At 45.7% G+C, this 12,498-nt stretch carries 14 protein-coding genes; all 14 read left to right on the top strand.

Annotated features, from left to right (window positions below; genetic code table 11):
- Position 1 precedes the first annotated feature (1 nt).
- The 14 genes from CVD19_RS07125 to frr all read left to right on the top strand — a co-directional run bounded on the left by CVD19_RS07125 (position 2) and on the right by frr (position 12,419).
- Positions 2 to 868, top strand: coding sequence for a MinD/ParA family protein (locus CVD19_RS07125; RefSeq protein ID WP_101581166.1), 867 nt, complete (start codon positions 2 to 4; stop codon positions 866 to 868).
- Positions 869 to 877: 9 nt separating this feature from the next.
- On the top strand, positions 878 to 1,981 hold the full coding sequence (locus CVD19_RS07120; RefSeq protein WP_101581165.1) for a protein-glutamate methylesterase/protein-glutamine glutaminase: 1,104 nt from the start codon (positions 878 to 880) through the stop codon (positions 1,979 to 1,981).
- Positions 1,982 to 1,998: 17 nt separating this feature from the next.
- A complete protein-coding gene (locus tag CVD19_RS07115) occupies positions 1,999 to 4,032 on the top strand; it encodes a chemotaxis protein CheA (protein ID WP_101581164.1) in 2,034 nt (677 codons plus the stop codon).
- 150 nt (positions 4,033 to 4,182) lie between these two features.
- A complete protein-coding gene (locus CVD19_RS07110; RefSeq protein ID WP_101581163.1) occupies positions 4,183 to 4,638 on the top strand; it encodes a chemotaxis protein CheW in 456 nt (151 codons plus the stop codon).
- A 15-nt stretch (positions 4,639 to 4,653) separates the two neighbouring features.
- A complete protein-coding gene (locus CVD19_RS07105) occupies positions 4,654 to 5,295 on the top strand; it encodes a chemotaxis protein CheC (protein ID WP_101581162.1) in 642 nt (213 codons plus the stop codon).
- Complete coding sequence (locus CVD19_RS07100) at positions 5,288 to 5,782, top strand: chemotaxis protein CheD (protein ID WP_101581161.1); 495 nt, start codon at positions 5,288 to 5,290, stop codon at positions 5,780 to 5,782. The genes CVD19_RS07105 and CVD19_RS07100 overlap by 8 nt, the downstream gene beginning before the upstream one ends.
- Positions 5,783 to 5,937: 155 nt before the next feature.
- Positions 5,938 to 6,699, top strand: coding sequence for a FliA/WhiG family RNA polymerase sigma factor (locus CVD19_RS07095; protein WP_257985077.1), 762 nt, complete (start codon positions 5,938 to 5,940; stop codon positions 6,697 to 6,699).
- A 14-nt stretch (positions 6,700 to 6,713) separates the two neighbouring features.
- The gene (locus tag CVD19_RS07090; RefSeq protein ID WP_101581159.1) at positions 6,714 to 8,072 is read left to right on the top strand and encodes a DUF342 domain-containing protein; all 1,359 of its coding nucleotides are present in this window, start codon (positions 6,714 to 6,716) and stop codon (positions 8,070 to 8,072) included.
- 61 nt (positions 8,073 to 8,133) lie between these two features.
- Positions 8,134 to 8,442, top strand: coding sequence for a hypothetical protein (locus CVD19_RS07085; RefSeq protein ID WP_101581158.1), 309 nt, complete (start codon positions 8,134 to 8,136; stop codon positions 8,440 to 8,442).
- 9 nt (positions 8,443 to 8,451) lie between these two features.
- Positions 8,452 to 9,090, top strand: coding sequence for a hypothetical protein (locus tag CVD19_RS07080; RefSeq protein ID WP_101581157.1), 639 nt, complete (start codon positions 8,452 to 8,454; stop codon positions 9,088 to 9,090).
- A 144-nt stretch (positions 9,091 to 9,234) separates the two neighbouring features.
- Positions 9,235 to 9,945, top strand: coding sequence for a 30S ribosomal protein S2 (gene rpsB / locus CVD19_RS07075; RefSeq protein WP_101581156.1), 711 nt, complete (start codon positions 9,235 to 9,237; stop codon positions 9,943 to 9,945).
- A 220-nt stretch (positions 9,946 to 10,165) separates the two neighbouring features.
- Positions 10,166 to 11,050, top strand: coding sequence for a translation elongation factor Ts (gene tsf, locus CVD19_RS07070; RefSeq protein WP_101581155.1), 885 nt, complete (start codon positions 10,166 to 10,168; stop codon positions 11,048 to 11,050).
- A gap of 86 nt (positions 11,051 to 11,136) precedes the next feature.
- Positions 11,137 to 11,862, top strand: a complete 726-nt coding sequence (gene pyrH, locus CVD19_RS07065) for a UMP kinase (protein ID WP_101581154.1) — start codon at positions 11,137 to 11,139, stop codon at positions 11,860 to 11,862.
- The gene (frr, locus tag CVD19_RS07060; RefSeq protein ID WP_101581153.1) at positions 11,862 to 12,419 is read left to right on the top strand and encodes a ribosome recycling factor; all 558 of its coding nucleotides are present in this window, start codon (positions 11,862 to 11,864) and stop codon (positions 12,417 to 12,419) included. The genes pyrH and frr overlap by 1 nt, the downstream gene beginning before the upstream one ends.
- Positions 12,420 to 12,498: the final 79 nt, after the last annotated feature.

Below are 12,498 nucleotides of genomic sequence, written 5' to 3'. Positions count from 1 at the left end.
TATGAGAGATCAGGCAGAGAACTTAAGGAACAGGCTTAAACAGCAATCTACCAGGAAGCACGCCAAGACATTGGCAGTAGTAAGCGGCAAGGGTGGAGTAGGGAAATCAAACTTTTCCCTGAATTTCTGCATTTCATTAGCCAAGCGGGGCTCACGGGTGTTGCTGTTCGACCTTGATATCGGTATGGGAAACATAGAAATTTTAATGGGACGCACGTCAAGCCTGTCGATTGCGGATTACCTGACTGGCAGGTCGGACCTTAAAGACATCATTGCCGAAGCCCCGGGCGGCATTCAATATATATCTGGCGGCAGCGGCCTCAACCAGCTCATCTCCCTGGATGATTCGGATACTTCGAGATTCATAGACGACCTTCAGGATATCATGTCAGGATACGATTATCTTATTTTTGATATGGGAGCAGGGTTAACACCGGAGACGCTCAAAATATTACTGTCAGTGAATGAGATATTTGTGATTACGACGCCTGAGCCGACTGCAATAATGGATGCCTACGCCACGATGAAGCACATCCATCATCAAGACAAGGGAATTCCCTTTTACATACTTGCCAACCGGGTCCGTTCACAAAAAGAGGGGACGGAAACTTTGCAGAGGCTTAGCAGCGTGTTGAAGAAATTTCTTGGCAAAGAACTGCTGCAGCTCGGGATGCTTCCGGATGATCAGACGGTCCAGACAGCAGTCAGAAATCAGGTCCCGTTTATGCATTATAACGGGAAGGCACCTGCCGCAAGGGCGATGGAGAGGATTGTCGACCATTATGAGTCAAGGCAAAATGGCATGACCGTGGCTGGTAAACAAAGGACATTTGCTTCAAGGCTTAAACAATTAATATTTGAAAGGTAGTGGGCAGGCGTGGGAAAAATAAAAGTCCTCGTTGTAGATGATTCTGCTTTCATGAGGAAGCTCATCACCGATTTCCTTTCAGAACACCCGCGGATAGAGGTAATCGGCACTGCCCGGAATGGGGAAGATGCCCTGAAGAAAATCAGGCAGACAAGGCCTGATGTCGTTACCCTTGATGTAGAAATGCCACTCCTGAATGGAATCGATGTTTTAAAAATAATCATGAATGAACAGCCAGTCCCTGTAGTCATGCTTTCCAGCACTACGAAGGAAGGGGCGGACAATACTCTTCAAGCCATTCAGGCGGGCGCCGTCGATTTTGTTGCGAAGCCATCCGGGGCAATCTCGATTGATTTGTATAAAGTAAAGGAAGAATTGACCGAAAAAGTGTTGTCCGCAAGCAGCGCCAATATGAAAACTGTGGCCAACAGCCGGCTTCCAGGAAAAAATTCACGTGAAAATGAAGAGAGTTATAGTAAAATAGAACTAGTAACCACAGAGGAAAAACATTCCACTTTTGTGAATGTCCCTCCCGAAAAGAATGGAAAAAAACTGGTTTGCATTGGAACTTCCACAGGAGGGCCAAGGGCACTGCAGCAGGTGCTGACCCGTCTGCCGGAAAATTTTCCTGCTCCTGTACTAATCGTGCAGCATATGCCGGCAGGTTTCACCAAATCGCTTGCAAACCGCCTGAATACGATTTGCAAAATTACCGTTAAAGAAGCGGAAGATGGTGAAATCCTGAAGAGGGGAACTGCCTATATCGCACCAGGCGGATACCATCTGGAGGTAAAAACGGTCGGAATATCGCTGGCCGCCAGCCTTGTCCAGACTCCTCCGATAAGTGGACACCGCCCATCTGTGGATGTGATGTTTGAATCCGTCAGCCGCATTTCCGGCTACACAAAAATTGCAGTCATCATGACCGGCATGGGGGCGGATGGATCAAAAGGCCTTGTTGAGTTGAAAAAGTCGGGAAATGTGAAAACGATTGTTGAATCCCAGGAAACATCTGTTGTCTTCGGGATGCCAAAATCCGCTATTGCAACAAGGCTGGTGGATGAAGTGAAGAATGTCGAGACAATCGCTGAAGCAATTATGAAATACATATAAAGGCCGGGGGTGTAACCATGGAAATGAATCAATACTTAGAAGTTTTTATCGAAGAAAGCAAAGAACACTTACAGTCGTGCAACCAGCACCTTTTAGAACTGGAGAAAAATCCTGCAGACCTGTCGATCGTGAATGAAATATTTCGCTCAGCCCATACACTTAAGGGCATGTCCGCAACAATGGGATACGAGGATTTAGCCAGCCTTACCCACCAGATGGAAAATGTGCTTGATGCAATCCGTAATAACCGTTTGACAGTTACGGCGGAAATTTTGGATGTGGTTTTTCTGGCGGTTGACTACCTTGAAGAAATGGTCCAGTCAATTGCATCAGGCGGTGACGGAAAAAAAGACGTTTCGGACGCAGTTGAGAAATTGAAGCTGATTGAAAAAGGGGAAAGCCCTTCTGCTGTTCAATCAAATGCGGAAGCCGCCGCCGCAGTCGCGGACAAAAAGCAATTCAAGAATGAGTACGATGAATTTGAACTGACAGTGCTCCGCCAGTCGAAGGAACAAGGCTTTGAGGTTTATGAGCTTGCGATCTCCCTCAGGGAAGACTGTCTGTTAAAAGCAGCAAGGGTGTACATGATTTTTGAAGTACTGGAGAAAACAGGGGAAGTCATCAAGTCAAATCCGCCTGTTGAACAGCTTGAGGATGAACAATTTGATCAGGAGTTTTCAATTACTCTTGTATCAAAGGAAAGTGCGGATGACATCAAGTCAAAAGTCATGAAGGTTTCGGAAGTAGTGAAGGTTGAAATCCAGCCCGTGTCATTGGATGGTTTTTCCGAACTGGACCAACCAGTACAGGAAGCGCCATCAACTCCTGTCAAAGAGGACAAGCCGGACGGTCAGGAGGAGCCTCCTGCAACTGAAACGAAAACGGCAGCAAAATCTAATGGCGGAAATAAGACAATCAGGGTGAATATCGAACGACTTGATATTTTAATGAACCTGTTCGAGGAACTGGTCATTGACAGAGGCAGGCTGGAACAAATTTCACGGGAGCTGAACAATGGCGAGCTCCATGAAACGGTTGAAAGAATGTCCCGGATTTCCGGTGACCTGCAAAATATCATTTTAAATATGCGCATGGTCCCGGTAGAAACAGTGTTTAACAGGTTCCCGCGCATGGTGCGCCAGCTGGCCCGGGATTTAAATAAAAAGATTAATCTTGAGATTATCGGTGCTGAAACAGAGCTGGACCGTACTGTAATTGACGAGATCGGCGACCCGCTTGTACACCTCATCCGGAACTCCTTGGACCATGGCGTGGAAACTCCTGCCGAGCGGAAGGCCAAGGGCAAGAGTGAAGAAGGGACAGTTGTTCTTAGAGCTTACCATAGCGGAAACCATGTCTTTATAGAAATAGAAGATGACGGAGCCGGAATCAGCAGGGAAAAGGTGATTTCCAAAGCCATAAGCAAAGGCATTCTTACCAGGCAGGCCGCTGACGCCCTCACTGACAATCAGGTTTTTGACTTAATCATGGCATCCGGGTTCTCCACCGCCGAGAAAATTTCCGATATTTCAGGACGCGGTGTTGGCCTTGACGTAGTAAAAAATACAATTGAATCACTTGGCGGAACGATATCGATCGATTCCACTGAGAATCAAGGAACAGTATTTTCCATTCAGCTCCCGCTGACTTTATCGATCATTTCGGTCATGCTTGTTGAAATCGAAAAAGAGAAGTTTGCTATCCCGTTATCGTCCATTATTGAAACAGCAATTGTAAAAGACGAAGATATTTTAAGCGCCCATAATCAAAAAGTGATCGATTTCAGGGGCAGGGTAGTGCCGCTCTTGTTCCTGAAGGATATTTTTGAAGTGCCTTCTGCGGGAAATCAAGACAATTTCCATTCCGTGATCATCGTACGCAAAGGCGAAAAGATGGCCGGCCTGGTCGTTGATTCGTTCATTGGGCAGCAGGAAGTAGTGCTCAAATCACTCGGAAATTACCTGACAAACGTATTCGCCATCTCCGGCGCAACCATCCTCGGAGACGGCCAGGTAGCATTGATCGTAGACTGCAACGCATTAATCAAATAAAGCATTAACCAACCAGGGGTCAGGCCCACGTCGCTAAAGCGTTAATTCATTGGGGGACAGGCCCCCGCCACGTTAAAGGGGTATTTCACTGGGGACAGGCCCCAGCCCCTTTAATGTGAAAATATATAAAAATAAGAGGAGTGAGCAGATATGGCTATGGCGTTAACTACCGACCTGAAAGTGATCGTCTTTCAAATAGATGGCAAGGAATACGCAGTTCCGGTCGCACAGGTAAGGTCAATCGAAAAGGTTCAGCATATTACACGGGTACCCCATACCTTTCCTTTTGTCAAAGGAGTCATCAATTTGCGGGGAGTGGTCACTCCGGTAATTGATTTGAGAATCCGGTTCGGGCTGAATGAAGCAGATTATACAGAATCTACAAGAGTCGTCATTGTATCGATAGGAGATAATGAAGCAGGCCTGATTGTCGATGCAGCTAATGATGTCATTGACATCCCTTCCGCCATGATAGAGCCGCCACCGGAAATAGTTGGTTCTGTTGCGTCCGAATACATTGAAGGTGTCGCCAAAATCGACAAACGTCTCATGATTTTGATTGACCTTGAGAACGTATTAAGTTCAAAGCAAGCAAAAGAACTGTAGAAACGAAGGTATATTATGTCATTCCTTAACGAAATATCCGACATGCATCTTGATATTTTAAAAGAAATCGGGAATATTGGCGCAGGACATGCAGCCACTTCCCTGTCCACCTTACTGCGTAAAAAGGTTGACATGAAAGTCCCGAGTGTCCGGATTGTCTCTTTTGATGAAATGATGGACATGGCGGGCGGATCGGAGAATGTGGTCGCCAGTGTCTTTTTGCGGATTGAAGGAGATGCTCCGGGAAGCATGTTCTTCATGCTGCCGCTTGAGCAGGCTGAAAAATTTGTCCAGCTGCTAATCGGGGAGATTGCGTTTTCTTTCACGGAGGAGATGTATGATGAATTAGCACTCTCAGCATTGCAGGAGCTCGGCAATATCCTGTCCGGCTCATACCTCTCGTCCCTGTCTGATTTTACTAGTTTGACACTTTTTCCTACTGTTCCCGCTCTCAGCATAGATATGGCAGGAGCAGTTATCAGCTTTGGATTGCTGCAGCTTTCGCAGGTGGGCGATTATGCCATTGTCATTGATACAATCCTGAATGAAGAGGATGCCACGCTTCCGGACAGTGTCAAAGGCCATTTTTTCCTCCTGCCGGATCCCGACTCTTTTAATATCATTTTTCAAGCACTTGGAGTCCCTGCTGATGAATAAGATTACTGATATCATTAAAGTAGGGATAGCGGATATGAACATAGTGAGGACACCGAACGTCATCAGGACGACAGGGCTTGGCTCCTGCGTCGGGGTAGTGATTTATGACCTGAAACGGGAGCTGGCCGGGATGGCACATATCATGCTGCCTGATTCCTCACTGGCGAAATCCGGGCCAGTAAACATAGCAAAATATGCTGACACAGCCGTGAAAGAACTTTTTTCCATACTGCTCCGAAACGGCGCAAGAACATCATCCTTGAGGGCAAAGATTGCTGGAGGTGCGCAGATGTTCCAATTTGCCGGCAGTGACTTAATGAGAATAGGGCCAAGAAATGTCGAGGCGGTCAAAATGGAGCTGGCACACTTGAACATTGCGATTGCCAGTGAAGACGTGGGCGGAAACAGCGGCAGGACAATTCAATTCGACCCTGGCACAGGAATCCTGCAAATCAGGACGGTGAATAGGGGAGTACACGATATTTAGTCTGCTGCATAAAAAACTCAGCTCTCCCTTAACTGGAACGGGGCTGATTTTTTATTGAACAATCGGTTCATGCGGCCTGGCCGTTGCTGCAAAAGGTTTTTTGTTTATAATTATGTTAGTCCCAATGCGGAATATTTAAGAGGAGGATTGCCATGATGCCGGCATCTAAGTCCGAAGAACAAATAATCTGGGAGAAATGGGTCCAGTCTCGTGATCCGCATGCAGGAAACTTGCTGATAAAAAAATATATGTCCCTCGTATCCTACCATGTCCAAAGAATTTCAGCGACTGTTCCAAAGAGCGTGTCAAGGGATGACCTGAAAAGCCTTGGGATGCTCGGATTATATGACGCTCTCGAAAAATTCGATCCGAACAGGGATTTAAAATTTGATACATATGCTTCTTTCCGGATTCGCGGCGCCATTTTGGACGGCTTGCGAAAGGAAGACTGGCTGCCAAGAAGCACAAGGGAAAAGGCAAAAAAAATAGATGCAGCAATCGAAAAGCTGGAACAAAAATATATGCGTAATGTCACCGTTATGGAAGTGGCAGTAGAATTGAACATGGATGAAGAAGATATTTATACGACCATGAATGAACAATTCTTTGCTAATGTGCTATCCGTTGATGAACAACCGCAGGACCATGATGAAAAAGAAGGTCAATCGTTTGTCATCAAAGACGATAAGTCTGAAATACCTGAAGAAAAAGTCATCAGGGCAGAAATGCTGGAGGAAATGGCTGCAATGGTATCAAAGCTCAATGAAAAAGAACAGCTGGTACTCAGTTTGTTTTACCATGAAGAGCTGACCCTGACAGAAATCGGCCATGTAATGGATCTATCAACCTCAAGGATTTCACAAATACATTCGAAGGCACTTTATAAGCTTAGGAATCTATTAGAAAAAACCTTGTAGAAAAGGAGACAGATATGGAAGGGCTGTTCGATTTACAGTTATGCCAAGACCGGTTGACTGCGCAATTGAATATATCTCATAAACCAGTCAGCGGCTTTTCCATAACAGTTGATGAGCTGCTGGCCCTGCTAAAAGAGAAGGAAATAGTCTATGGCATCAGGACTGAGGTTTTGGACGGAATCTCGAAAGATTCAGCTTCCGTTGAATATCCAGTAACGATTGCAGAAGGACTTCTGCCGGTTAACGGGGAAGATGCATATTTGCGAAATGAAATGAGGGACATTGGCAAAGCTTCCGGTGGCAAAATTAATTTTCGCAACGTGCTTGATATTGCTTCTGTCAAGCAGGGGCAGCTTTTGGCCAGTGTGGTTCCTGCGGGCAATGGAGTGGACGGGATTGATGTATGCGGGCGCACCATAAAAGCACGGGATGGAAAGCCGTTGGCTGTTAAGCCAGGAGCAAATGTCGTTTTCACAGAAGGTAAATTTTTTGCCGCCAACGATGGGCAGCTCAGCATTTCAAGGACAAGGATTTCAGTAAACCCGGTGTTTGAAGTACCGGGCGATCTTGATTTAAAAACAGGAAATATTGATTTTATAGGAAATATTGTCATCAGGGGCAATGTACCGGGCGGCTATCAATTAAAAGCCGGTGGAGACATCAGGATCTTCGGTGTGGTCGAGGCATCCCATATCGAGGCGCAAGGAGACATTCTTATTGAGGGCGGCATTGCCGGCGGCCTTAAAGGCAGCATAAATGCCGGCGGAAATGTGCAGGCTGCATACTTGAACCATGCCGTCATCAAGGCAGGGCATAATGTCATTGTAAAATCCTCGATCGTCCAAAGCAAAATCATTGCCGGGGGCGAAATAGACTGCAGGTCAGGCCATGTGGTCGGCGGCCTTTTGACAGCTGGCAAAAATATATATGTTAAAGAACTGGGAAATCGCCTGTTCACAAAAACGGAGCTGGCAGTGGGCTGGGATCCAGCCCTGGATAAACAGGCAGCCCAGCTTCGGTCTGAGATCGAAGCTATAGCAGCGAATATAAAAAAATTAACGGAAATTGAGTCAAAGTTATTACAGGTTCTGAAAACTTCAGGACAGCTTTCTGCAGAGCAAGTGATACTGGTCAAAAAACAGCGTGCAACCAGGCTGGGCATGGAAAAAGAACTCGCAGCCTGCAATGAAAGACTGGCAGAAACAGAAGAAGATAGACTGGGCATGCTCAAAGCAACCCTGTCAATTTACGATAAAGTGTATCCAAACACAAAGATTTACTTCGGCAAATACGCGTACACAACAAACCAGACCATGTCAAACGTACAGTTCTTCTTTGATGACGGAGAAATACAGACAAAGCCGATAGTTTAATAACTGTCCAACTGCGGTTGAAACGAGCGTGGCGCATTTCATAAAAGGAAGTGTTAACAGAGTGAGCCTGAAATCAATCGAGATGCAGGTCGCACTTCCAAGAACACATGAGGCAGGGAAAATCCAGGAGCAGATTCAGCAGCGGGGCCAGCACATCCAAGAACATGCTGCACAGAGTGTTCAGAAGGAAGATGACCAAAAGCGGAATACTGTGTACAAACATGAACAAAAAAAGGAAGCTGGGCTTAATCAGGATCAGAGTCCGGGGCACCATCATGGAAGCAACCAGGAAAGAAAACAAAAGGAGCCGGCTCGAAGCCGGCAGGAACCACACCCTTATAAAGGGAAGATTATCGACTACAGCGGATAGAGGGATAGTATGACCACGTTTCTTTTGCTCGTCAGCCTTACATTGAATATCGTGGCTATATTCGCCGTGATTTTGTTATATTTAAGGCAGAACCGCCTGATGCAGGCAGAGAATAAGCAGGAAACCATTCTTCGTGAAATGGAAGAGCTATTTTCTGCCTATTTAATCGAAATGAAGGAAGAAAATGATCAATTCATAACCCGTTTAAAACAGGCTCTTGCTAACGGAGTGCCTGCCGAAAAATCGGGCATGAACGAGGCTGAAGGCACTGGACCGGTTCCGTTTAATGTACAGGCAGCCAGTGAAGGATACCGGGATGATAATGGCGGGCCAGTTGGATCAGAGCCTAAGCAGGAAAACGGGAATCTGCCGCGCACCGGAAAAGGCGTAACATTTTATGCTGCCAAAACTGCTTACCAGCAGAATAAAGAGTTTTTGGAAGACAAACCTGTGCCGTCTGTTCCACCGGTTCCAGACTCAACAATAAACCCGGGGCTAGCAGAATTGAATCACCAGGAATCTCTGTTAAACCAGGTGCTGGCCCTTCAAAAACAAGGTTTTTCTATTGAAGAAACCGCCAGGACACTTAACAAGGGCCAGACCGAGATCGAGCTTTTACTTAAATTTCAGCAAAACAAACAGGAATAACTTGATTGTGAATTGCACATGTGCTATATTATGACATGGTGTTAATTACACACGTTCATGGATTTAAGCGGATGGTGCTGTGCCAACAGTTTCCGGTTGAAGATGAGATGGACGGAGGAAAAACAAAACCAGGGAGGAAAAAACATGTCAGTCATTTCAATGAAGCAATTGCTTGAAGCTGGTGTACATTTCGGCCACCAGACTCGCCGTTGGAACCCTAAGATGAAAAAATACATTTTCACCGAGCGTAACGGCATCTACATCATCGACCTTCAAAAAACAGTGAAAAAGGTTGAAGAAGCATACAACTACGTAAAAGAACTTGCTGCCGAGGGCGGTACTGTCCTTTTCGTCGGAACTAAGAAACAAGCTCAGGATTCTGTAAAGGAAGAAGCAGAACGTTCCGGCATGTACTATGTCAACCAGCGCTGGTTGGGCGGTACATTAACTAACTTCGAAACAATCCAGAAGCGTATCTCCCGCTTAAAAGAAATCGAAAGAATGTCTGAAGACGGCACTTTCGAAGTGCTTCCGAAGAAGGAAGTTGTTCAATTAAGAAAAGAGCAAGAGCGTTTAGAAAAATTCCTTGGCGGAATCAAAGACATGAAGCAGCTTCCAGACGCTTTATTCATCATTGATCCACGCAAGGAGCGCATTGCAGTTGCAGAAGCACGCAAATTGAACATTCCAATCGTTGGAATCGTCGATACAAACTGTGACCCGGATGAAATCGATGTAGTAATCCCTGCAAACGATGATGCTATCCGCGCTGTTAAACTTTTAACAGGCAAAATGGCAGATGCCATCATGGAGTCCAAGCAAGGCGAAGAAACAGCAGCTCCTGTTGAAGCTTAAATAAATAAAGCGGAGGCGCCTTCATCAGACCCGAGGGGTTAGGCGCTGCAACTAGGCAACATCTGACGTAAGACTGCAAACTTTTTTGATTTTGCTAAAAAGGTGATATGAGGGAAGCACCCTTTATCACCTTTTTTTAAAGTGTAATAGTCCGCGCCTGAATAAAACGCGCGGAAAAAAGGTATAGTTACATAACGTATATATAAGGAGGATTTTGATTATGGCAATTACTGCACAAATGGTTAAAGAACTTCGTGAAAAAACTGGCGCCGGAATGATGGACTGCAAAAAAGCGCTTCAGGAAACAGACGGTGACATGGAAAAAGCGATTGATTACCTTCGTGAAAAAGGGATCGCAAAAGCTGCGAAAAAGGCTGACCGCATCGCTGCTGAAGGTATTACATCCATTAAAGTGGAAGGAAACGAAGCAGTTATCCTTGAAGTGAACTCTGAAACTGATTTCGTAGCGAAGAATGAAGGCTTCCAGACCCTTGTTCAAGAACTCGCTGCCCACCTTCTTAAAAATAAGCCTGCTACTGTTGAAGAAGCTGCAGGACAGAAAATGGATAATGGCACTACTGTAGAAGAACATATCAACGCTGCAATCGCAAAAATCGGTGAAAAGCTGACGCTGCGCCGTTTTGAAGTCAAAACGAAAACTGACAACGACGCATTTGGCGCTTACTTGCACATGGGCGGACGAATCGGCGTACTTACTGTTTTAGAAGGTACTACTGACGAGGATGCTGCAAAGGACGTTTCCATGCATATTGCTGCGTTAAATCCAAAATACGTATCCCGCGACCAGGTTTCCCAGGAAGAAGTAGAACGCGAGCGTCAAGTATTGACTCAGCAGGCATTAAACGAAGGCAAGCCTGAAAATATTGTCGCAAAAATGGTGGAAGGCCGCTTAAGCAAATATTTTGAGGATGTTTGTGTCAATGACCAGGCTTTCGTTAAAAATCCTGATCAAAAAGTACGCCAGTTTGTTGAATCAAAAGGCGGCAAAATCCGTGAATTCGTTCGCTATGAAGTAGGCGAAGGCATCGAAAAACGTGAAGACAACTTTGCTGAAGAAGTAATGAACCAGGTTAACAAAAAATAATTAGCATCAGATATTGATTTCAGGGAACACCCAAGTGTTCCCTGTTTTTGAAACTGTCCAGCTTTATTCTACATATGGAGGTTCTTATGAGCAGTCCAAAATATAAACGAGTTGTCTTAAAGTTAAGCGGAGAGGCTTTAGCCGGGGAAAAAGGCTTTGGTATCAATCCTGCTGTAATTAAAAATGTTGCGGAACAAGTGAAGGAAATCGCTGAATTGGGTGTAGAGGTAGCTGTTGTTGTAGGCGGCGGGAATATCTGGCGCGGAAAAATCGGTGAAGAAATGGGTATGGACCGGGCAACCGCCGACTACATGGGTATGCTTGCCACAGTGATGAACTCTCTTTCCCTTCAGGACAGTCTTGAGCAGGTTGGCATCGAGACAAGAGTACAGACCTCCATTGAGATGCGCCAGGTTGCAGAGCCATACATCCGGCGCCGAGCAATCCGCCACCTGGAGAAAAAACGGGTAGTCATTTTTGCTGCGGGTACAGGAAATCCTTACTTTTCAACCGATACTACCGCCGCGCTGCGTGCTGCCGAAATCGAGGCAGAAGTCATTTTAATGGCGAAAAACAATGTGGACGGAGTGTATTCAGCCGATCCGCGTTTTGACAAGAACGCCATAAAATATGATGAACTTTCTTATCTTGATGTCCTGAAAGAAGGACTTGCCGTAATGGACTCAACTGCTTCATCCTTGTGCATGGACAATAACATCCCGTTGATTGTCTTCTCAATTATGGAACAAGGAAATATTAAAAGAGTTGTATTAGGCGAAACAATTGGAACAATTGTGAGGGGGAAAAACTAATGCCAAAACAGGTTATTGCCAACGCAAAAGATCGGATGACAAAAGCAATCCAGGCTTACACTCGCGAGTTGGCCAGCATTCGTGCCGGCCGCGCAAGTGCATCATTGCTTGACAAGATCACGGTTGATTATTATGGCGCTCCAACACCTGTAAACCAGCTTGCGGGCATAACTGTACCGGAAGCCCGTTTACTTGTGATCCAGCCGTATGACAAGTCCATCCTTGGGGATATCGAAAAGGCGATCCTGAAATCAGATCTCGGCCTGAACCCTACCAATGATGGATCTGTCATCCGCATCGCCATTCCCCAGCTTACTGAAGAACGCCGGAAAGAGCTTGCAAAGGTTGTCAGGAAGGAATCAGAAGAAGCAAAGGTTGCAATCCGCAATATTCGCCGCGATGCAAACGATGACTTGAAAAAGCTTGAAAAGAACGGTGACATCACAGAGGATGGCCTGCGCGGCTATTCTGACGACATCCAAAAGCTGACAGATGACCATATCAGCAAAATCGACCAGATCACCAAAGACAAAGAAAAAGAAATACTCGAGGTTTAATCCGTTTATATTAACAAACATCTGCTTGCCAGGCAAAAAGACCCTCTATTTTCAGGGGGTTTTTTCTCTATTAAATGGT

Origin of the sequence: Bacillus sp. T33-2 (genome assembly GCF_002860205.1) — a bacterium.
Taxonomy (GTDB): domain Bacteria; phylum Bacillota; class Bacilli; order Bacillales; family Cytobacillaceae; genus T33-2.
This window is presented reverse-complemented; position numbering and strand designations above follow the sequence as displayed.

Excerpts from the sequence above, each read along its gene's own strand:
- pyrH (WP_101581154.1), top strand. The coding sequence starts at position 11,137 with ATGAGCAGTCCAAAATATAAACGAGTTGTCTTAAAGTTAAGCGGAGAG.
- CVD19_RS07115 (WP_101581164.1), top strand. The coding sequence starts at position 1,999 with ATGGAAATGAATCAATACTTAGAAGTTTTTATCGAAGAAAGCAAAGAA.
- frr (WP_101581153.1), top strand. The coding sequence starts at position 11,862 with ATGCCAAAACAGGTTATTGCCAACGCAAAAGATCGGATGACAAAAGCA.
- CVD19_RS07125 (WP_101581166.1), top strand. The coding sequence starts at position 2 with ATGAGAGATCAGGCAGAGAACTTAAGGAACAGGCTTAAACAGCAATCT.
- CVD19_RS07095 (WP_257985077.1), top strand. The coding sequence starts at position 5,938 with ATGCCGGCATCTAAGTCCGAAGAACAAATAATCTGGGAGAAATGGGTC.
- CVD19_RS07110 (WP_101581163.1), top strand. The coding sequence starts at position 4,183 with ATGGCTATGGCGTTAACTACCGACCTGAAAGTGATCGTCTTTCAAATA.
- rpsB (WP_101581156.1), top strand. The coding sequence starts at position 9,235 with ATGTCAGTCATTTCAATGAAGCAATTGCTTGAAGCTGGTGTACATTTC.
- tsf (WP_101581155.1), top strand. The coding sequence starts at position 10,166 with ATGGCAATTACTGCACAAATGGTTAAAGAACTTCGTGAAAAAACTGGC.
- CVD19_RS07080 (WP_101581157.1), top strand. The coding sequence starts at position 8,452 with ATGACCACGTTTCTTTTGCTCGTCAGCCTTACATTGAATATCGTGGCT.
- CVD19_RS07090 (WP_101581159.1), top strand. The coding sequence starts at position 6,714 with ATGGAAGGGCTGTTCGATTTACAGTTATGCCAAGACCGGTTGACTGCG.
- CVD19_RS07105 (WP_101581162.1), top strand. The coding sequence starts at position 4,654 with ATGTCATTCCTTAACGAAATATCCGACATGCATCTTGATATTTTAAAA.
- CVD19_RS07100 (WP_101581161.1), top strand. The coding sequence starts at position 5,288 with ATGAATAAGATTACTGATATCATTAAAGTAGGGATAGCGGATATGAAC.